At 39.6% G+C, this 21,777-nt stretch carries 18 protein-coding genes; 9 read left to right on the forward strand and 9 right to left on the reverse strand.

Features of this window, described 5'->3' with window-relative positions; genetic code table 11:
- Nucleotides 1–58 precede the first annotated feature (58 nt).
- On the forward strand, nt 59–928 hold the full coding sequence (locus L1283_RS19440; RefSeq protein WP_286735248.1) for a DUF808 domain-containing protein: 870 nt from the start codon (nt 59–61) through the stop codon (nt 926–928).
- 83 nt (nt 929–1,011) lie between these two features.
- On the opposite strand, the gene L1283_RS19445 is transcribed toward L1283_RS19440, so the two are convergent.
- From L1283_RS19445 to acnA, 3 genes are all read right to left on the reverse strand, one after another.
- A complete protein-coding gene (locus tag L1283_RS19445; protein WP_075992673.1) occupies nt 1,012–2,397 on the reverse strand; it encodes a WG repeat-containing protein in 1,386 nt (461 codons plus the stop codon).
- Nucleotides 2,398–2,535: 138 nt separating this feature from the next.
- A complete protein-coding gene (locus L1283_RS19450) occupies nt 2,536–3,120 on the reverse strand; it encodes a pentapeptide repeat-containing protein (protein WP_083663636.1) in 585 nt (194 codons plus the stop codon).
- Between the two features lie 276 nt (nt 3,121–3,396).
- Nucleotides 3,397–6,165 carry an aconitate hydratase AcnA gene (gene acnA, locus L1283_RS19455; protein WP_286735254.1) on the reverse strand — a complete coding sequence of 923 codons (2,769 nt, stop codon included), beginning with the start codon at nt 6,163–6,165 and terminating at the stop codon, nt 3,397–3,399.
- Between the two features lie 230 nt (nt 6,166–6,395).
- On the opposite strand from acnA, the gene L1283_RS19460 reads away from it, so the two are divergent.
- The 4 genes from L1283_RS19460 (at nt 6,396) to L1283_RS19475 (ending at nt 10,361) form a co-directional block, all read left to right on the forward strand.
- Nucleotides 6,396–6,926 carry a TlpA family protein disulfide reductase gene (locus L1283_RS19460; RefSeq protein ID WP_286849346.1) on the forward strand — a complete coding sequence of 177 codons (531 nt, stop codon included), beginning with the start codon at nt 6,396–6,398 and terminating at the stop codon, nt 6,924–6,926.
- Nucleotides 6,927–7,039: 113 nt separating this feature from the next.
- A complete protein-coding gene (gene metA, locus L1283_RS19465; RefSeq protein WP_075992669.1) occupies nt 7,040–7,981 on the forward strand; it encodes a homoserine O-acetyltransferase MetA in 942 nt (313 codons plus the stop codon).
- Between the two features lie 61 nt (nt 7,982–8,042).
- On the forward strand, nt 8,043–8,246 hold the full coding sequence (locus L1283_RS19470) for a hypothetical protein (RefSeq protein WP_088161603.1): 204 nt from the start codon (nt 8,043–8,045) through the stop codon (nt 8,244–8,246).
- A gap of 111 nt (nt 8,247–8,357) precedes the next feature.
- Nucleotides 8,358–10,361, forward strand: a complete 2,004-nt coding sequence (locus tag L1283_RS19475; protein WP_145326757.1) for a M13 family metallopeptidase — start codon at nt 8,358–8,360, stop codon at nt 10,359–10,361.
- A 72-nt stretch (nt 10,362–10,433) separates the two neighbouring features.
- Here the strand turns inward: L1283_RS19475 and L1283_RS19480 are convergent, their stop codons facing one another.
- The 6 genes from L1283_RS19480 to L1283_RS19505 form a co-directional block, all read right to left on the reverse strand.
- On the reverse strand, nt 10,434–11,648 hold the full coding sequence (locus tag L1283_RS19480; RefSeq protein WP_088161601.1) for an MFS transporter: 1,215 nt from the start codon (nt 11,646–11,648) through the stop codon (nt 10,434–10,436).
- A gap of 122 nt (nt 11,649–11,770) precedes the next feature.
- Nucleotides 11,771–12,730 carry a bifunctional metallophosphatase/5'-nucleotidase gene (locus L1283_RS19485; RefSeq protein WP_075992666.1) on the reverse strand — a complete coding sequence of 320 codons (960 nt, stop codon included), beginning with the start codon at nt 12,728–12,730 and terminating at the stop codon, nt 11,771–11,773.
- Nucleotides 12,708–13,469, reverse strand: coding sequence for a 5'-nucleotidase C-terminal domain-containing protein (locus L1283_RS19490; RefSeq protein WP_232475530.1), 762 nt, complete (start codon nt 13,467–13,469; stop codon nt 12,708–12,710). Before L1283_RS19490 ends, L1283_RS19485 begins: the two co-directional genes overlap by 23 nt.
- Nucleotides 13,470–13,614: 145 nt before the next feature.
- Complete coding sequence (locus L1283_RS19495; protein WP_145326756.1) at nt 13,615–14,682, reverse strand: EamA family transporter; 1,068 nt, start codon at nt 14,680–14,682, stop codon at nt 13,615–13,617.
- A gap of 18 nt (nt 14,683–14,700) precedes the next feature.
- Entirely contained in the window at nt 14,701–15,174 is a 474-nt protein-coding gene (locus tag L1283_RS19500) for an Lrp/AsnC family transcriptional regulator (RefSeq protein WP_278805248.1), read from the reverse strand.
- 184 nt (nt 15,175–15,358) lie between these two features.
- Entirely contained in the window at nt 15,359–15,862 is a 504-nt protein-coding gene (locus L1283_RS19505) for an FUSC family protein (RefSeq protein WP_075992664.1), read from the reverse strand.
- Nucleotides 15,863–16,076: 214 nt separating this feature from the next.
- Here L1283_RS19505 and L1283_RS19510 point away from each other — a divergent pair, with 214 nt between their 5' ends.
- From L1283_RS19510 to L1283_RS19525, 4 genes are all read left to right on the forward strand, one after another.
- Complete coding sequence (locus L1283_RS19510; RefSeq protein ID WP_244294261.1) at nt 16,077–18,998, forward strand: FAD-binding and (Fe-S)-binding domain-containing protein; 2,922 nt, start codon at nt 16,077–16,079, stop codon at nt 18,996–18,998.
- Between the two features lie 93 nt (nt 18,999–19,091).
- Complete coding sequence (locus tag L1283_RS19515) at nt 19,092–19,742, forward strand: hypothetical protein (RefSeq protein ID WP_088161598.1); 651 nt, start codon at nt 19,092–19,094, stop codon at nt 19,740–19,742.
- A gap of 158 nt (nt 19,743–19,900) precedes the next feature.
- Nucleotides 19,901–21,115 (forward strand): DUF763 domain-containing protein, encoded by a 1,215-nt coding sequence (locus L1283_RS19520; protein WP_088161597.1) that lies wholly within the window; start codon nt 19,901–19,903, stop codon nt 21,113–21,115.
- Between the two features lie 84 nt (nt 21,116–21,199).
- Nucleotides 21,200–21,601 carry a hypothetical protein gene (locus L1283_RS19525; RefSeq protein ID WP_145326754.1) on the forward strand — a complete coding sequence of 134 codons (402 nt, stop codon included), beginning with the start codon at nt 21,200–21,202 and terminating at the stop codon, nt 21,599–21,601.
- The last annotated feature ends 176 nt before the right edge of the window (nt 21,602–21,777 follow it).

Raw genomic sequence — 21,777 nt, forward strand, 5'->3', positions numbered from 1 at the left:
ATTCCTTATTTCAAAATTGAATTAAATTTATATTTTTACGTTCAATTTTTATATAAATATGGCTTCAGGAATATTTGCAATTCTAGATGATATTGCAGCGTTGATGGATGATGTGGCAGTAGCGAGTAAAATCGCAACAAAAAAAACTGCTGGAATCTTAGGTGACGATTTAGCGGTTAATGCCGAGAAAGCGACTGGCTTTTTAGCTTCACGCGAGCTCCCGGTTTTATGGGCAATTACAAAGGGCTCACTGCTCAATAAGTTGATAATTGTACCAATAGCATTATTACTGAATGTCTTTTTTCCAATTGCCATCAAATATATTTTAATCTTGGGAGGTTTCTATCTTGCTTTTGAGGGTGTTGAGAAGATTATTGAATACCTGTTCCATCGCAAACATCCTACGGAGGAAACAAAAGTGGAGACTGTCGTTGCTGAAAACTCAGTTGCCGCTGAAAAAGCGAAGGTAAAATCGGCTATTACTACAGATTTTATTCTTTCTGTGGAAATCGTCATTATTGCTTTGGGAACGGTTCTGGGAAAAAGCTTATCCTTACAAATTATTACGGTTTCGGTTGTTGCTTTTCTAGCCACAGTCGGAGTCTATGGTATTGTAGCACTTATCGTTCGTATGGACGATGCAGGTTATAAATTAATTAAAACCTCCCGTGAAAAAGGTCCTGTTGCGAGCCTAGGTCGGTTTTTAGTCCGTGCGCTACCCTTTGTTATCAAATTATTGGCTGTTGTAGGTACATTTGCTTTAATTCTGGTTTCAGGCGGAATATTTGCGCATTATATTGATTTCTTACACCATGCGCTACCAACTCTGCCAGGAATGATAAAAGAGCTGTTATTTGGCCTAGGAGGAGGTATTATCGTGGTGATTTTATTTACGATCGGCAAAAAGCTGTTTAAAAGGAAAAAATAAACTCCTATTGATCTTTGATGATCGGCAAGCGTATAACAAAAAAGGCAGCAGGTATATCTGCTGCCTTTTTTGGTTTCTGGTTCTTAAATTGTGTCTGTTGCCTCTGCCGCGGCATCCATTTCTACACGTTCACCTTTTGTATTAATCAAAATTACATCGTCCGAATCCGCTAATGAGACAGAAGCTACACCATCACTGAAAGAGGTGGCCCCGCTGTATATAAACGGTATGGCCACTTTTCCCTGGCCATCTAAATAACCATATTTTCCATCTTTACTAGCAAGGAAAAGATTAGGTTCTTCTGTAACTGAAATCAAATCGTAGTCGGGAGCAACGATTTTATTGGTTTTTATTTCGGTAAGATTATACGTGTCGTTTTCAATACTGATGAAATGCGTTGAATTATTTTCAGAAATATAGCTATAGGTCGCCGGGACAATTATTTTGCCCGCCTGATTCAATATACCATATTTATTTTTCTGCTGAAATACGGCATAACCACCGTTAATGAACGATATCATATCATAATTTGCGGAAATTAAAATTTTGCCAGATTTATCCATGACCCCATATTTTTCGTTTAGTCCAAAAACCAGTTGTCCAAGGTGATCATCGTATCCTAAATAATCGTATTGGAAGGGAATGATTGGTTTACCGGCCAGATTAATGGCACCATATTTTTCATTTTTATATTGAACTATACTAATATCGCCAACAAATGGTGCGATGTATAGATATTGTGCTGGTACAATTGTTTTTTCTTCACCGTCTTGTACCCCTAGGAGATTAGTTGCAGCATCTTCAAATAAATACAGGTTTTCAGCAATCTGGTTGCTTTCTTCCGAATCTTCCTCGTCGTCATAAATGGATGCTACTTGCTCATAATCCTCAGGAACGATAAAATCTTTATCGTCCAGTTGGCTATCGGCGATGTTCTGGGCAATCATATCCATTCCAAGAGGTGTTGTTAACTGCAGCACCGCCCCGGGGATTTTTTTAAACAGATCAAATCCCTCCCAATAGGTGGCTGGCAATTTATCGCTATACCAGATCGATAAGGTGCTGTTTTCGTCATTATCTTCTGAAATAGGAATTTCGACCTGAGCTAGTTTGCAGGGATAACCGGCAATCATTTTCGTCTGGTTTGGGACGAATTTGATTGCATGTGGGCTGAGCGCATTTTCTTTAACGACGTATTTTGCCAGTCCTGGGTACAATATAATTGATTGCTCTTCATTTTTTTTAATGAGAAAGATTGACTCTTCGCCGTCTCCGGAAGCCGATATGACTTTTATTTTATCATTGTTAACATACGCTTCGTACACAGAAACTGGAGCTGCTTGTGCTTCTTCACTGGGATCGACAGCATACGTAATAGCATAGTTGATCTTGAATGCTTTATTGATCTGTGCAAACGACATTGTGCTGGCCGCTAAGATAGCTGCGAATGATAGGGATATTTTTTTCATCTTCTTAAACTTTGAATGACAAATATCCTGATTCAAAGTGGGGAGTTTTATCCCTGAAATCCGTTATTTAACGATAAATCAACATGTTTCAAATGAATACATTGATTTGGGGAGTTAGCTGAACGGTCTTCCCCATATTTAATCAATAACCAGCTGATATTTAAGTAGTAGGCCAGGCAGTTGTTCCGGGCCAAATTTACTTTTTTTCATACGATTGACCTCTGGATCTAGCTGGATATTGATCGAAGACCGAAAATCGCAGCCCTCGAGATTGCATTGTACAAAGCGGGCATTTAGCAAATTCGTTTTTTTAAACAGCACCTGTTGAAGATTGGCCCGTTCAAAATCCACATGTTGCAAAGAGCATTGTTCAAACTGGAACTTCTTTATATTTCTTTCAAAAAAAGAGGAGTAATCCAGAACTGAGTTGCTGAAATTGGCATGAAAGGAAAATGAACTACATTCATTAAAGTGTATGCCGAGCATTTTGCAGTCATTAAAAACAACATGATCTAATTGTGTGCCCTTTAGACTGACATTGGAAAGATTACATGATTTAAATTCACAATTTGTGAATAGGAGATCTACGAGTTCTGCGTTCTGGAAATCACATTGCTCAAAGGTGCATTTGTAGAATTCCTGAACTTGCTTCAGTTCAGCTGTAAATGTTTGTTTAGAGATTGTTTTTTCGACAAGTTCTTCCATTCTGTATCGTGTTGGCATTGATTTTAGCGAAAATAAGGAATTCTGCCGAATGATTTTACTTTAAAATAAAGTCAAAGGCGCTATTTTCGCTTGCGAACAAAATACCTGATTTCAGGGATAAAAAGTGGGATTTTTTATGGCTATTTTTGGCGTAGCCATAAAACATACTTCTTGGGGTGCTGGGTGTAAGACTGAAGTATTGTAGAACTCTGGTAGGTTTTTATATAGTTGTTAAAGGGCACTGATCAGTGCCCTTTACTATTTTAGGTATTCCGATTCTCTATTTGCACAATGTTAGTTGTTCTTTAAATACTGACGCAGTACATATTGTAGAATACCGTCATTCTTAAAATACTCTATTTCAATGGCTGAATCGAGTCTTGCTTTCACTTGAAAATTGGTTACTGTTCCATTGTCATGTACCGCCTTTACCGAAAGAAGTTTATGGGGTGTTAAATCGGTCTCAAGTCCTGAGATGCTATAGACTTCTGTCCCATCTAGTCCTAATTTCTCTGCGTTTTCGTCATTGATAAATACAAGCGGTGCTACGCCCATACCGACAAGATTACTTCGGTGGATACGCTCGAAACTTTCAGCAATAACCGCACGCACGCCAAGGAGAAATGTTCCCTTTGCTGCCCAATCTCTGGAGGAACCCGAACCATACTCTTTTCCTGCCAGTACGATGAGCGCTGTGTTGTTTTTGCGGTATTCCATTGCGGTTTCATACACCGTCTTCACCTCATTGGTGGGGAAGTAACGGCTAAATCCACCCTCACGATCGGTAATTTTGTTTTTAATACGCACATTGGCAAATGTTCCGCGCATCATGACTTCGTGGTTCCCACGTCTAGATCCATAAGAATTGAAATCTTCTTTACTTACCTGATGTGATCTGAGGTATTGTCCAGCTGCAGTTTCTTCTTTGAATGACCCTGCGGGTGAGATATGATCTGTTGTCACCGAATCACCGAGATAAAGTAATACTCGTGCATTCTGAATATCCTGTATTGGATTAGGAACGGCTTGTAGATTTTCAAAAAATGGCGATTCTTTGATGTAGGTGGACGTGTTGTCCCACTGGTAATTTTGATCAAGATTCACTTCAAGTTCTTGCCAGTCTGTCGACCCGTCGAAGATGACATCATAGACTTCTTGGAAATCCGATTGTTTGACGCAGGCATTGACGGTTTCGATAATATCCTCGCGGCTTGGCCAAATATCTTTCAGATATACGGGCTGACCGTTAGGGTCGTAATCCAATGGTTCCTCCAAGAGATTAATATCCACTCTTCCGACCAGCGCATAGGCCACAACAAGCATTGGCGACATTAAGAAGTTCATTTTGACCTGTGGATGCACACGGGCCTCAAAATTTCGGTTACCAGATAATACCGAGGCAACAATCAGTTCACCTTTTTCTACCGCTTCTGCTATCTGTGGTGGAAGAGGACCGGAGTTTCCAATACAGGAGGTACAACCGTAACCTACAGTGTGAAAACGCAGGGCATCAAGATCAGCACTAAGTCCTGATCTTTCAAGGTATTGTGTAACGACTTTTGAGCCAGGGGCTAAAGAGGTCTTTACCCAGGATTTGGTGCGAAGTCCGCGTTCGATGGCGTTACGGGCCAATAATCCTGCACCGATCATGACAGTAGGGTTCGAGGTATTGGTACAGCTTGTTATAGCTGCAATCGCAATACTGCCATCGCTGACAATATACTCCTTATGATTGTGTTTGATGCGAACGGCATGAATAGACTCTTGAATAACTTCATGCGGTGAATCATGTTCGACAGGTACCTTACCAAAGGTAAACTCTGTGCCAGAGCCGCCGTCAGCAAGCCAGGCAGATTCCGATCGCTGTAAAACAGGGACATATTGTCGATGGTGTTCGCTGTCTAAGAGTTGTGAAAATGTGGTTTTTAAATCCTTCACTAGAATTTTATCCTGAGGCCTTTTGGGGCCAGATACAGTTGGTTCAAGGCTCGATAAATTGAATTCAACAACCGACGAATATTGAATTTCTTCCTTGCCCGTGCGCCAGAGTAAGTTGCTTTTACAATAATCTTCAACAATTTTAATCTGCTCTGCACTTCTATTGGTGCTATGCATGTATTCAAGGGTTCGGTCATCAATCGGAAAATAGGTAACCGTACAGCCAAATTCTGGGGACATATTGGAGATTGTCGCACGATCTGTCACCGAAAGGCTGTCCAATCCATCGCCAAATACTTCAACAAATTTACCCACAACACCTTTATCGCGAAGTATTTTTGTTATCGAAAGGACCATGTCTGTGGCGGTGCATGTCGCTGGTATCTTGCCCATAAGTTTAAGGCCGATAACTTCAGGACAGGTGAAAAAGATGGGTTGTCCAAGCATGGCTGCTTCAGCCTCAATGCCACCAACTCCCCAACCTAGTACACCAATACCATTCACCATTGGTGTATGCGAATCCGTCCCTACTAAGGTATCCGGAAAAAGCCAATTGTCGCGTTCAATTACTCCTTTGGCAAGATATTCCAAATTGACCTGATGGCAGATACCCATACCCGGAGGAACAACAGTGAAATTTTTCAATCCTTTCTGTGCCCATTTAAGGAGTTCATAACGCTCGCGGTTGCGTTCATATTCCAACTCGACATTCTTGTCATACGAGTAGTCTGTGCCAAAGTAGTCGACCTGAACGGAATGATCTATGACTAGATCCACAGGGATAGCGGGATTTATTTTTTGTCCATCCTTGCCATGACGGATGAATTCGGCACGTAGGGAAGCCATATCGACTACAGCAGGTACTCCGGTAAAATCCTGCATTAAAATTCTGGCCGGTTTGAAGGGTATATCTTTGTCAACAGGCTGTGGAGTCCAATGAATCAGGGTATTGACATGCTCGTCCGTGATACTGAATCCATCATGGTTACGCAATACATTTTCCAGTAGTATCCGGATGCTAAATGGCAGGTGCGTGATATTACCTTCAGGAAGATCTTTAATAGCACTATACTGGTAAACTTTTCCGTTAATTTCAATTTCTCGTATTGATTTCTCTTTGCTCATATTCATTTACTTATTTTCATACTATATAATACACATATCCCCGAATTTGTTTGTAATATCTTTTACACATATCTTTCGGCTTTTGTATTCCAAAACGGAATTTATGCCTATATCAGCGCTAAATAATGAATTAAAAAATAGGATAAAAAAAGATTGCTTTTTCTGATTTAGAGACAATCAAATTAGGATGCAAACGTTATGTTAATGTTTATGCTTAGAAACAGTGTTGTATGAGAAAAAGAGTAAATTATACTGTCCTTTTCTTGGTTAGTTTGTTGTTTTGCAGCCCATTTCCGGGTAAAGCAAGTACACTTTCTGTTGCCGAAGGGGAGGACAATGGCTGGACCGAAGGATATAATCTTAGTTTTAGGGACAGTAAAAACAATGTGTTGACCCTAAATCAACTCAAGGGGAAAGTTGTGGTTATTAATTTATGGGCGACATGGTGCCCACCTTGTCTTGCGGAGATGCCTTCATTGGATCAACTCTATAAGGATTTTAAAAGCAACGATAGTATTATTATTTTGTCTGTCGATATTGATGGAAATCTTAGCGCTTCGAGGAAATTTATGGCGAAAAGGAAATATAGTCTACCTGTCTATCAATTAAATTCGGCGTTGCCGAATGGATTGAGTACCACAAGCATACCCACAACAATTATTTTGGACAAGGCTGGTAAGCTGGTCATTAAGCATGTAGGTGGAATGAATTTTGGGTCGCAGAAATTCAGAAAATCCCTATTGGATTTAAGTAAGGAATAGATTTTGATGTTGGAGATTATATTAATATAATGGAAGATAATTTATGTTTCATTTAGCATTTATGGCATTTTCTTGCTAATTTTGCATGCTAATTGTATAAGGAGAAATTATCTATGCCGGTCAAACTTCCTAATAACCTTCCTGCCATTGAGCTGTTGAAAAAGGAGAATATATTTGTCATGAGTGATTTAAGAGCAAATGAGCAGGACATTAGACCGCTTCGCGTTTTAGTGCTGAACTTGATGCCGCTTAAAATTACGACAGAGACAGATTTTATTCGTTTGCTGTCAAATAATCCTTTGCAGGTGGAAATGGAATTTTTGCGACTTGAAACGCATGTGTCAAAGAACACTCCTGAAGAGCATTTGGAAATGTTTTATAAGAGCTTGACTGAGGTTAAGGAGAATTTCTACGACGGAATGATTATTACGGGGGCTCCAGTTGAAATGGTTGCTTTCGAGGAAGTGACCTACTGGGCAGAAATTCAGACCATCTTCGATTGGGCACGAACCCATGTAACATCAAGTTTGTATATCTGTTGGGCATCTCAAGCTGCATTGTATCATTTCTATGGTGTAGAGAAGAAGCCATTAGCGGAAAAGCTTTTTGGTGTATTTAAGCATACTACGTTAAACAAAAGACATCCGCTATTCCGTGGATTTGATGATGAGTTCTTTATACCGCACAGCCGCCATACGACCATTGAGAAGAATGATCTACTGGCGAAAGAGGGTTTGGAAATTCTTTCGGAATCGCCGGAAGCAGGTATTGCTATTGTTTCTTCACGAGGTGGACGAGAATTTTATTTGACGGGACATTCAGAATATGCTCCTTTTACATTGGATGAAGAGTATAAAAGAGACTTAGAAAAGGGGCAGGAGATTGCTATGCCAGCAAATTATTATGTCGATGACAATCCCGAAAACCGTCCTCTAGTGCGCTGGACAAGCCATGCGAACCTGCTTTTCAATAACTGGTTGAATTACTTCGTGTATCAAGAAACTCCTTTTGATCTAAAAGATGTGGTTTACTTAGGCGAAATCAAACAAGGATAATTTAATTCATTTCAAACAAAAACGGCTAAAAAAGCATTCTATTCATGTTAAGTGATTAAATATGAAAAAGACTGCTTTACTAGTTGGTTCTGTTCTTTCATTTTTTTTATTGAAAGCACAGGTTACGCTAGAAGAAAATCAAAAACTGAAAGAAGCGAATGGTACTTTATGGTATGCTAATCCGTGGATCTGGATCGCAGGTATTGCCTTGTTCTTACTGATTTTTATCCTTGTACTACGTAAATCAACCCGCAATAAAGCATAGACCCAACTATGCTTCTTAATTTTGGTTGTCATTAGAACCATATTTGTTGCATCAACAATAGAAGAACTTTTCTTAAGTTTGTGTATAGCGATAAACAAACTAAATTTTTATATGAAGAAAAATCTACTTTTTGCAGCCTTGTTAGCCTGTGGCTCATTGACAGGCCATGCGCAAAACAATGCAATCAATGTGAGTTACATGGATAAGAGTGTTCGTCCTCAAGATGACTTTTATAACTTTGTGAACGGGCAATGGATGAAAACAGTCAAAATACCTTCCGATAAAGCACGTTGGGGTTCTTTTGACGAATTACGTGAAAATACTGATATTGCTACTTTGAAGGTTTTGCAAGAATCATTATCTGGACAGTTCCAAAAGGGTACAGACAATCAGAAGATAGGTGATTTGTATAAATCATTTGTGGATATGAAAACGCGCAATAAGCTTGGTTTAGCGCCTGTTAAACCTTATCTTACTAAAATTGCAGCCATTAAGAATTTCGATGATTTATATAAATATCTTGTTGAGGTAGCACCCATTGGTGGAAATCCTTTTTTTAGTGGCTATGTATATGCGCATCTTAAAAATTCCGATGTTAATACGGTATACCTTGGTGGCGGAAGTCTAGGTTTAGGACGTTCATATTATCAAGTAAAAGACAAGAAGAACGAAGAAACCTTAACTGACTATTCAAATTATATTTCTGCACTTTATGCTAAATCTGGCCAAGTTACGAAGGATTTAAAAGGTCAAAAAATTGTTGCCTTTGAAAAGCAGATGGCCGCAAACCTTAAAACTGTTGAGCAATCACGTGATGCTAATGGTCGATATAATCCGATCGCTGTAGCTGATCTAAAAAAAATGGTGAAAAACGTGGATATTGCAAAGTACCTAAAGGATGTCGGTTTTAAGGCCGATACTGTGATTGTGCCGGAAATAAAGTATTATGAAAATTTGGATCGAGTTTTCAATCCTGAAAATTTACCGGTAATCAAAGAGCTATTGACATTTCATATTTTAAATAATGCAGCGTCATATACTACACAGGAGCTTAATGATCTGTATTTTGACTTCTGGGGTCGTAAGTTAAAAGGACAAAAGGAGCAGCGTGCTTTAGATAAGCGTGGTGTGGAATTTGTCAATTCGATCGCAGGGGAGCTATTGGGGAAATTATATGTGAAAGAAAACTTTCCTCCGAAGGCCAAAGCTGAAGCTGAAGAACTTGTAAGCTATCTTGTTAAAGCTTTCGGGCAGCATATCAAGGGATTAACTTGGATGTCGGATGAAACGAAAGTAAAGGCATTAGACAAACTGGCTAAGTTTAAAGTTAAAATTGGTTATCCGGATAAATGGAAAGATTATAGCAAACTTGATGTTGGTACATCGTTGTATGAAAATGTATTGGCTTCGAGTAAATGGGCATTTTACCAAAATTTGGCGAAGCAAGATAAGCCAGTAGATAAGTCAGAATGGGGGATGACTCCACAAACTGTAAACGCTTATTATAGCCCATTGTTTAACGAGATTGTCTTTCCGGCAGCGATTCTTCAGCCACCATTCTATGATTATAAGGCTGATGCTGCAGTTAATTTTGGTGGTATCGGTGCGGTAATTGGTCATGAACTTTCACATGGATTTGACGACCAGGGTGCGAAATACGATGGAAACGGAAACCTGAACAACTGGTGGAGCGACAGTGATAAGGCGAAATTTGAAGCAGCGGCTGATGCTTTGGTACGTCAATTTGAATCCTATGAACCTGTACCAGGCGTTTTTGTGAACGGTCGCTTTACATTAGGGGAGAATATTGGGGATTTGGGAGGTTCATCAGTTGCTTTTGATGCATTGCAACTTTATCTGAAAGATAAGGGAAATCCTGGATTAATAGATGGTTTTACGCAGGACCAGCGCTTTTTCCTTTCCTGGGCTACAATATGGAGAACGAAGACAACAGACGAGTTTGTGGTCAATCAAGTGAAAACTGATCCGCATTCTCCGGCACAGTACCGTGCTTTTGCGCCGATCATTAACCTAGATGCTTTCCATAAAGCTTGGGATACAAAGAACGGTGACAAAATGTTTGTTCCGGTCGATAAACGTATCAAAATTTGGTAGTTTATCAATCATTTTACAAAAAGCGGGTGTATTTAAAATTAAATACACCCGCTTTTTTTTATTTAGTTTATACTATTTCATCCATTTTAGAACCAAATAGAACCCGATTGCTGTTGCAGATAAGGTCAATGCCGTCGCCCACCATAGTGTTGTAAAACCAAAGGAGTCGACTATGCTTGTTCCTAAAAGTGGTGAAAATATATTTGCTGCTGAAAAAGCAAGGGAATTGAAGCCCATGTATGCTCCTTGTGTTTTGGGTGTCGAGCGGTTAACAGAAACCGTTGCCATGAAAGGTAATGTCAGCATCTCACCTAAACCAAAAATAAAGAATGTGAAATATAACCAACCGAGCCCGCCTGTAAAATTTAGCATGGCATAAGAGCTGGCGCATAAAAATGTTCCAAAGACGAGCGTGCTAATTAACGAGAATCTTTTTTCAGCTATATGGACAATAAACATCTCCAGCAATACAATAACGAAACCACTCCAACCGAGTAGAAATCCGATTTGATGGTCGTTCAAATGATGAACCTCACGGTAGAAAAGCGGTAAAGTCGTAATCAACTGAAAGAAACAAAAAGAGAAAATACAACAAAAGATATTGAATAAGACAAATGGTAAGTCTGTATAAGGGTTTCGTCCTTTTTGAGGCAATTCGTTTTCAGGAATAATCTCTTTTTTTGATTTGATATCGCTTCTTTTTTCTCGTTTATGAAAAAAGACAAAGAAAATCACTGCAGCGCAAAGGACGGCAAAAGAATTTCCATAAAAGATCCAATTGAATGAGATGGTGGCCAAAAAGCCAGCAACCGCTGGGCCGATTGAAAATCCCAAATTTATGGCTAGGCGATTCAATGAAAAAGCACGCGTGATATTTTCTGGTTTAGCGTAACTCGCCACTGACACCGAGTTTGCAGGTCTAAAGGCGTCAAAGATTAAGCTTAACGTAAAAATCATGATGGATAACGACTGCACCTCTTTGAAATGTGGAATCAGTAAGAATAAAGGAGCGGCCAATACGAGACTTCCGAACTGAACCTTGAAGCTGCCAATCCGGTCAGTCAGCCAGCCACCTATGTAAGAACCACAAACGGAGCCGAATCCATAACTCATCAATACCACACCAACTTGTTTAATGTCAAAATGTAGAACCTGGGTCATGTAGAGTCCAAGAAAGGGAATCACCATACTTCCCATTCTATTGATGAGCATAACTATGGCAAGTAGCCATGCGGCTTGAGACAGTCCCTTAAAGGAGTCGAGGTATATCGATAAAATTCTTTTCATTGAATGATGAATCAGCTTGTATAGATCGTATAAGTTTTTTAATTCATACGTCTTCTTGTAGTATTGGTAAAAAAAATGCCAAATTGATTAGTCAACTTGGCATTTATTAAAATTAGATCACATTATGCCAACATGGACTCCGGAATTGAAGGATTGACTTGATAGGTACTTGCGACCATTTGTTTCTTCTCAGACCCCGGTTCCATAATAAAGTCAATTCGTCCCAGATTAATCCCGGCAAAACCGACTTGATTCACAACGGTCTTCGTTCCTTTTAAATTGGTAACCAGTGTTGGTTCATTTAAGAAGGTGTGAGTATGGCCGCCGATAATTAGGTCAATATCTGAGGTTTTAGCGGCAAGGATTAGATCTGACACTTTATCGTTTTCATATTGATAGCCCAAATGCGATAAACAGATGACCAAGTCACATTTGTGTTTTTCCTTCAATATGCGGACCACCTTGTCGGATACTTCAATAGGATCCAAATATTTCATTCCCTTGAAGTTATTGGGGTCAACCAATCCTTCAATATCTACTCCTAGTCCAAACACGCCTATTTTTATTCCACCTTTATGGAATATGGTATAATCCTGGGTTTTCCCCTCCAATACAGTTCCTTTGAAGTCGTAATTGGCCGTTAAGAACGGAAATTTAGCGTGATCCAGATACTTTACAAGGCCGTTAAGACCATTGTCAAATTCATGATTTCCGAATGTTCCCGCATCATAACCCAGCTTTGTCATGAGATCAAGTTCAAGTTTTCCTCCAAAAAGATTAAAATAGGGGGTACCTTGAAACATATCGCCCGCATCCAGTAATAGAAGATGTTCTTCTTCTTTACGGATTTTATTGATAAGCGTACTTCTGCGTGCAACACCAGCCAATCCCTGATATTTACCGCCGTCCATTGGAAACGGTTCAATACGGCTATGAACATCGTTGGTATGTAAAATTGTAAGTTTTACCTTTTTGCTCTTCGCGTCGACTTGAAAAGGAAGTGATCCCAAAGCAACTGCAGCAGAAAATCCACCAACTTGCTTGATAAATGATCTTCGGTTAATTGATTTTAATTCTTCCATCTAATTCTGCATTTACTTTTTTGCCTTCTTTCGTTAATTCACTCACATATTCAATCAAACCTTCACGCATACGTTGCGGATAATCTGCCCGCGATACAGGTTGTGTCAACAGGGTAAGGTTGTCACCACCATTGGCAAGATAATCATAGGTCACTAGTTTATATAACTTATCGTCTTCAATAGCTTGACCTTTGATCTTGATGTCCTGAACTTTGTTGCCTGTAATTGTCAAAGTCATTCCAGCAATAGGTTGACCATGTGTTGTTGCAATATAGTCAGCAAGCTGACGAATCTGACTACCCTTTAGTTCGAGTATAGTCAACGTGTTCTCAAAGGGCATAACCTCGAAAATATGTCCTACGGTAATATCTCCTGCTTTAAGGTCATTTCGAATCCCACCCTTTGTTGCGAAAGCTAAATCCGCAGGGTTATGGGCATTATGTTCACTCATCCACAACAAGGCTTCACAAAAAAAGTTGCCCATTAATGTTTCCGCTGTTTTCTCTTTTGTCAATGCCTTGTCCGCATGTCCAATCACACGGTTCATTTCCGCTTCCATTTTGTGCTTGAAGGGCTCGTAGATTGATACGACCGCAGGATCAGCTTGCATATCGCTATTGATATGATATTGTTGGAAATCTTTCTGCGTTGGATGGAGCTGTTTTGTACAACCTGTAACCATCAAAAGCGAAGCGACACCAAGGCTACCAATAAAGGCAATTTGCTTCGATATATTCATTCTTTTTAATTTAACCAAATACTTTGCAAAGTTAGCCAATTATATATGAACAAATCTTATCCAATGTTAGCTAATTTTTAAAAACAACAAAAGCTTAACATTGTTACACATTAAGCTTTGTCCATATAATTAGAAAAATAACAACCTAGTGAACCAATTCCGTGTCAGGAATAGTATTGGCATCCATTTGGCGATCTGCTGTTTTCAAGTTCTCCAGCTTATTACCTTGTTGGATGATCTTTTTCCTTTTGCTGCGCGACGACAGTTTGGTGCGATACGCTTTCCAGTTCATTAACAAGACTGAAAATAGAATAACGGCTAAACCGACAATTTGCAAGGAGGTTACCACGTGCGAAGTGAAAAAATGACTTAAAATAAGTGCAATAATTGGGTTCACATACGCATAGGTACTTACTTCCATTGCTGGACGCACCTGCAATAACCAAATATAAGAGCTAAAAGCAAGAATTGAGCCAAATGTAATTAAATACCCCAAATTGAACCAGTCAACAGGTGCCACACTACGCAGTGTAAATGATGCATATTCGCCGGTAAAAAGCGCCGTGATATTAAAGAGTACACCTGCGGTAACCATTTGCCAAGCGGTCTTTACCATAACATGCAGATCCTCTTTTTCTTCTTTTTCAGATTTTTTAAAATACTTGGAAATCAATGAGCCTACAGTCCAGGCGATAGAACCCAATACTAAAATCGATAAGGCAATCACCTTAAGGGTACCATCTGTATTGTCATTGGTCGCCATGATCTGTTCAGCAAATAGCATCACAACACCACAGAAACCTAATGCTACACCAGCAACTGTGCTAATGCTGCTAAAGTTTTCTTTCCATTTTGGTTTGTCCAATAATATAAACCAGATTGCAGCAGCAGCTGCAATAATAGCGGCAACACCACCAGATACATATTGCTCAGCCCAGATAACCCCTGCCATATCGACAAAGAGCAATAAAAAACCTACGATTGCGGCCTCCTGAATAGAACGCTTGTTAAATAATTTATATCCTTTTATGGCGCAATATGTCATTAGGATTGCACTGGCTGCAACAAATCGAAACGAACCCAAAATAAATGGCGGGAAACTATGCAATGCTTTTTCTATAAAGAAAAAGGTAGAGCCCCATACCACATAAATAATGAAATAAGCAACAACAACCATTACTGGGCTAGCTGCCTTTTTTTGTCCTTGCAACATAATTAAACCTCCTTTCTATTATTCAGGTATCACAACCTGCTGATCTTCCTTGACTGTCTGAAGTACAATTGTTGTCCGCGTTGAAATAATACCTTCAACTTTACTTAAGGTATTTCGCATGAGATCCACTAAACCTGTAGAATCTGCAGTTCTTACTTTAATAAGGTAACCATCATCACCTGCAATGTCATGTACTTCTTGAACTTCAGGGATTTCGGCAAGTGCCAACCCTACACCCTGTTCGCCAATAATATCATTGGCTTTGATAAAAATAAACGATAAAAGTTTCTGATCGACCGAGGCAGGATTGATCTTGGCACTATATTTTAAAATCACATCTTTTTGCTCAAGCTTCTTTACGCGCTCGAGGATTGCTGATGGTGCCATGCCTAATTCTCTTGCGATATCGGCATTGTTGATCCGTCCATTATCCTGCATTAAGCGCAAGATTTTATAGTCGACTTGGTCTAAATTATATTCTACTTTTGTCATTTCGACTGCAAAGGTAGGTAAAAAAGTATAATATTCAAAATTATTTATACAATTCTGAATATTATTCTGATAAAGCGGAATGATATATGAATTTTATTCGAATTTATTGTAAAGAAATCATAACCATCTGGGTTATGGTGCTGAAAGTAAGTATATTGCTTTTTAGGTTGCCTAGCGATATAATTCAACAATTATACCTTTTTCTTAATTTCAGAATAATATTTCTTGTAGACAGGATGACCCCCAATCCAATCAGACAACCTAAACAGACACAGCCAAAGCGATCCAAGGCAGCGAAGTAGGAGCGGCTTTGCTGTTCATGAAGGTAGACGATAATTAGTGCGACCATAGATGTTCGCGCCACAGCCATGATGTTGAGTAGCTTACATGTGATCAACGACGCGACAATGCCAATAATCATGGCGTACAGTTGTGAAATAGGTACAAAATATAAACTAAGCCCGATTGCCGAACCTATAAAATTGGATTTAGCGCGATCGATAGCTATTTTTTTTGATTCATTCTCTTGCGGCGAAATGACCAGGATAATCGATATGAGTGTCCAAGAAACAGAATACTGGGGAAAGGATACAAAGAGTGGGTAGCCTATAAGGAAGCCAATCAATACCCGAATGGTGTATATAATAAAATCAGAATGAAGCGTATAGCGAAGGAATAGATTACGCATATAAGGAAGATATCAATCGTTAACTAAATGATGTAGCGCCACAAAAATACACGCATTGTTTGAAGGAACGAAATAAAATTGACTTTTGTGGTAAATTACCCTGTTTTGCGTTTTTATGCGTTTTTTGTTTTTGATTTGTGCGTTTCTTGCATTCATCTCTTTTTCCGATGCATAAATTTGACTAAATTTGTTTCATACATTAAATGCAGATTAAGTGAAAGATCAAAATCAATTAGCCTTATTAGCGTCTCAACTCAAGGGGGAGCTCTTTTATACCAATGAAACCAAGGATCAAACAATGTTGCTTGCTTATTCGACCGATGCGTCGGTTTATCAGGAAAAGCCGTTGGCTGTAGCAATACCAGCTGATATTGATGACATTAAAAAATTAATTGATTTTGCGCAGCAGCAGAGGATAACTATAATACCACGTACTGCCGGTACCTCTTTGGCGGGACAGGTTGTAGGCTATGGTATTATTATGGATATTTCTCGTCATTTTAACGGTATTATTGAACTTAATGTCGAAGAGCAGTGGGTTCGGGTGCAGCCAGGTGTGATTCGTGACGACTTAAATAGTTATCTTAAACCATTCGGACTGATGTTTGGGCCTGAAACTTCGACGGCAAGCCGTGCCATGGTTGGTGGAATGATTGGCAATAACTCTTCGGGTTTGCATTCAATTGTCTGGGGAGATACACGGCACAATTTGATTTCGGCCAACGTACTTTTGGACGACTGTTCTGAAGTGACTTTTGAGGCGATTGATGAAGCAGCATATTTTAAGAAATTATTATTAGCTGGTCGTGAGGGGGATATCTATCGTAATATGAATGAATTATTGACAGATCCACAGCATTTAAGTGCCATAGAAGCGGGCTACCCCAAACGATCCATCACAAGAAGAAATACCGGTTATGCATTGGATATTCTTGCTGATCATTCGGCCCCTTTCAATATGTGTAATTTATTAGCAGGATCCGAAGGAACTTTGGCTATCGTTACAGAAGCGAAACTCAAACTGATGTCCTTACCACCTCAGGAACTAGGTTTACTCTGTGTCCACTTTGCTGATATGGTGGAGTGCATGCATGGCAACGTGATTGCCTTGGAACATAAACCAGAAGCATCTGAATTGGTAGACAAATACATCTTGGATTTCACGGTTGGGCATCCAACCTATAAGTATAATCGTTTTTTTATTGAGGGGGATCCACAGGCTTTATTAATTGTTGAGTTTAGGGGGCTTACAGCTGCCGAAACAGAGGCGAAAGCGATGGCATTGAAAGCAGATCTAATTGCTCGTGGCTTAGGATATGCCTATCCTTATATTACCGGTATTGAACAGACGAATTTAGTTTGGGATGTGCGCAAAGCGGGCCTTGGTTTAATCCGTAATTTGCCTGGGGACAGTCAGCCTGTAAATTTGATTGAAGATTGTGCTGTTTCGCCTGAGGATCTACCTGCTTACGTGCGTGATATTCAAAAGCTTTTGATAGAAGAGGGAGTACATGCATCTTATTATGCGCATGCAGGAGCGGGAGAGCTGCATATCGAACCCTTTGTAAATCTGAAAACAGCGGCCGGTAAACGTACTTTTCGTTCAATCCTCGAGAAAACGAGTGATCTTGTGTTAAAATATAACGGTTCGCTGAGTGGTGAGCACGGTGATGGTCGTCTGCGCGGAGAGTTTATTGGTAAAGTGCTTGGCGAAAAAGTTTACAAATTACTTGAGGAAGTCAAATTCATCTTTGACCCACAGGGAGTTTTTAATGCAAATAAGATTGTCAACACACCGCCGATGGATTCTCATTTGCGTTATGACAACGATAGCAACCGAACTGAAATAAAGACCTACTTCGATTTTTCTAAAGATGAGTCTATCCTTCGGTTGGCGGAGAAGTGTTCTGGTTCGGGAGATTGCCGAAAGACTGAAATTACAGGAGGAACAATGTGTCCGTCGTTTATGGCTACACGTGATGAAAAAGATACAACACGGGCACGGGCAAATATGCTGCGTCAGTTTTTGACGAATTCTACAAAGAAAAACCGTTTCGATCATGAAGAGATCAAAGAGGTCATGGATCTCTGTTTAAGTTGCAAAGGCTGTAAAACGGAGTGTCCTTCCAGCGTAGATGTTGCTAAAATGAAAGCAGAATTTCTACAACACTATTATGATGAGCATGGTGCGGGGTTTAGAACAAAATTAATTGCTAATTTCACCCAGTCTCAGAAACTCGGATCGTGGGTTGCACCTCTTTATAATTTTGTGGTCAAAAATGATTTCTTGTCAGGAATGGTCAAAAAAACAGTCGGATTTGCGCCAAAGCGTTCCTTGCCAACCGTCAATGGCACGACCTTAACCCAATGGGTAAAAAAACAAGCAGTGGTAAGTGATGCCAAGCGTCGTGTTTATCTTTTTTCGGATGAGTTTACGGAATATAATGATGCAGAGATCGGTATTACAGCATATAAATTATTGACGGCATTGGGGTATGAAGTAATCATTCCAAAACATGTGCAAAGTGGGCGGACTTATCTTTCCAAAGGGTTTGTGAAAGAAGCAAAGAAGATTGCGAATCAAAATATCCATTTCCTAAAGGGGTTAATTACGGATGATACGCCACTTTTAGGCGTTGAACCATCAGGGATAATTACATTTAGAGACGAGTATTTGAGTTTAGTAGACGATGATTTGCGGGTTGACGCACAAAAAGTAGCCAAAAATGCGTTGATGATTGACGAATTTCTGTTGACTGAAATGAAGGCTGGGCGTATTCATCCGGAACAGTTTACTGGAACAACAAAAAAGATAAAGCTGCATGGTCACTGTTACCAAAAGGCTTTTCACCTCGTGACTGTGACAGAACAGGTTCTATCATTCCCGACGAATTTTAGCGTAGAAACTATTCCTTCGGGCTGTTGTGGTATGGCAGGATCATTTGGTTATGAGGCTGAACATTATGATGTTTCGATGAAAGTGGCCGAGCTGGTTTTGTTACCAACCATACGTAAAACATCATCCGATACGCTAATTGCTGCGGCGGGTACTTCCTGTAGGCATCAGATTAAAGATGGTGTAGGAAGAAAATCTTATCATCCTGTGGAAATTTTATACGATGCTTTATTGAAATAAAATAAAAACATTGATAATAGTTGTTTGTTATCAGTAATAATGGTAATATTATAAGAGCAATATTCATTAATAACTGATAACAAACAATTCAATATGTACAAGATTCAATCTATAGCATTTCTTGCAACCGCTACGGTGCTGATGGCTAGTTGCGGAAATTCCAATCAGAAGAAAACTGATGGAAGTGATACAACAACGGTTAACAAAATTGAAGGTGTAAAAATCGAACAATTTACGAATGGTACACCGGGCGCAGAAAAGAAGAACTTTTTTCTACGTATCACAGATGAGATCTTAACCGATTCAAGTCGGATTTATATCACAAAATCTCTTTACAAACAAGATACTGTTGGAGCGAAGTTTGAGATTATAGATTTTATACCCGCAGGTATAATAGACGGCCAGCCGAGTGATGACGTCGGTTTTACCAAAGGTAAAATTAGAATCTCGTCATCGGGTCAACAGTCTGATAATTTAATTAAAGCGTTAGGTGACTTATTTCAGACGCCTACAACTGATTCTTTTACAAAAGATGTAATTCTTCCGAATGTCTTTTCATCCAATAAGGTGAATGCTGACTTGTCCAAAAAAACAGCATATAGCTTTAAACTATTTTTGGACAATAAAAAAGCTGCTCCAGCGGAGCTCTTCTTTAATGTAGACACGTATAAGCATTCTATTGAATTTTCAGAGAAAGATCCTTCGTTCCGAGCTGGATTTTTATCAGCGTTAACCGGTAAATAGTGAAGCTGTGACATGTGCCACTACTTCGATGAGCCCTAAGTTATATGCTCAGGTGTAGTATATAGATTGATTATAAAATAAAAACGGCTAGAAATTATCTAGCCGTTTTTATTTTATATGAAAAAGAGATAGATTTGTGCTAATATATTTAGTTTACAATGAAACGGTCCGGCATTGCAGATCTCCCATTACACTATGGAAAAGTACCAGCGTGGCTTTACGAACGTATGGCTTCTCTAGGTCGTTCAATAGTTGAAGTTATACTCATGGATTATGGTAAAGATGAAGTTTTAAGAAGACTGGCGGATCCATTCTGGTTTCAGAGTTTTGGTGCCGTTCTCGGGATGGATTGGCATTCTTCGGGGATCACAACGGCTGTTATGGGAGCATTAAAACGCGCTATTAATCCAGATGCGAAGTCGCTGGGGCTTTATATCTGTGGGGGGAAAGGCAAGTTGTCTATGCAGACTCCACAGGAGCTACTTCGGTTGTCAGATCGAATTGGGTTGGATGGCAACGGCTTGATTCGCAGCAGTAAGCTTGTCGCTAAAGTGGATAACACAGCCATTCAAGATGGTTACCAACTGTATTTACATAATTTTATCGTAACAGATCAGGGAAATTGGTCTGTTGTCCAACAAGGTATGCATGAAAAGGACGGTACTGCTCGTCGCTACCATTGGCATTCTGAAAAGGTAAAATCGTTCGTTGAAGAACCTCATGCTGGTATCAGTGGGCCTTCGCAAGGTATAATCCTCAACTTGACAGCTGCAGAAGCGGCAGCCAATAGAGCAGGTATCATGACTATAGTGGGAGAGGATTCAAGTAAAGTAATGCAAGATTTCGCTAAACTTATTATGCCAGCTCATCACGATGTACGTGCTTCGGATGTTGACTTGAAAAGATTGGGAGCGATGTTGTACGTCGCCCGAGAAAGTCAACCAAGCCATTTTGAAGATCTGCTGCTGTTAAAAGGAGTTGGCCCCCGCACGTTACAGTCATTGGCCTTGGTTAGTGAGGTGATCCACGGTGCGCCTTCACGGTTCAACGACCCCGCTCGATTTTCCTTTGCTCATGGAGGAAAAGATGGACATCCTTTTCCGGTTCCATTGACCATTTACGATGAGAGCATTCAGATTTTACAAAAAGGTGTTGAAAAATCTAAACTGGGTTATGGTGAAAAGTTAAAATCAATCAACAAGTTGCACCAGATCGTCCTGGATAGCGAAAAAGATTTTCAGCCACAGTTTGATATTCAGCAAATTATAGCAGAGGAACGAAGGGATTCTTGGAAGTATGGAGGCAGGACAGTCTTTGGAGATGCAGCACCTTTGCGAACAAATGGACGGGGTTTGCAATTATCACTTTTCTAGCGGAAATCTGTGGATTGTAATTGTTTTGTTAAAATGTGTTAAAGATGGTTAAAATTATTTGTACGCTAGTATATTTGCTCCGCAATGAAAGCGGTTATTACCATACTCCTTTTCCTATGCTTCTTATTTATCAGAAGCAGTAATAGCCATGCTGTGCTCATTGAATCCGATCGACCAGCTGTCAGTTTTATGTATCAGCATAATCATGCCGACGTGCAGAAGTATATTGATGCATCGGTTAATCACATCGATCCGCTATTTTATGGTAATATACACAGTGATAATCCCGTTATAGAGGAGTTTGATGCCGAGAATTTTCAATTGACCAAGGATTTGCAGGTAACGTCTCAATTTGTTGCGCTGCTGCTTTTTGCAATTGTCCTTTTTGTTTTTGTTTTTCGATTTGCAAAGAAGATTCCTTTTCGCAATTTCATAGCCTATCTTTTCCCTCAAAGATACGTTCTTCAACAAAACTGGAGAATTTAAAATATACCCTTCGAAATTTCATATGCTTTGGTGGATATCCTAAGGGATGCTCCTTTATTATGGAAAGCTTTCCATAACACAGGCTATGACAACAATATGGATATGTAAAGTCCATTGAAAGGTACATTGATTCACAGAGCATTGCGTTACGGCTTTACATTTGGACTTTACATAAT

It is taken from the genome of Sphingobacterium sp. HSC-15S19, from assembly GCF_050433745.1.
Taxonomy (GTDB): domain Bacteria; phylum Bacteroidota; class Bacteroidia; order Sphingobacteriales; family Sphingobacteriaceae; genus Sphingobacterium; species Sphingobacterium siyangense.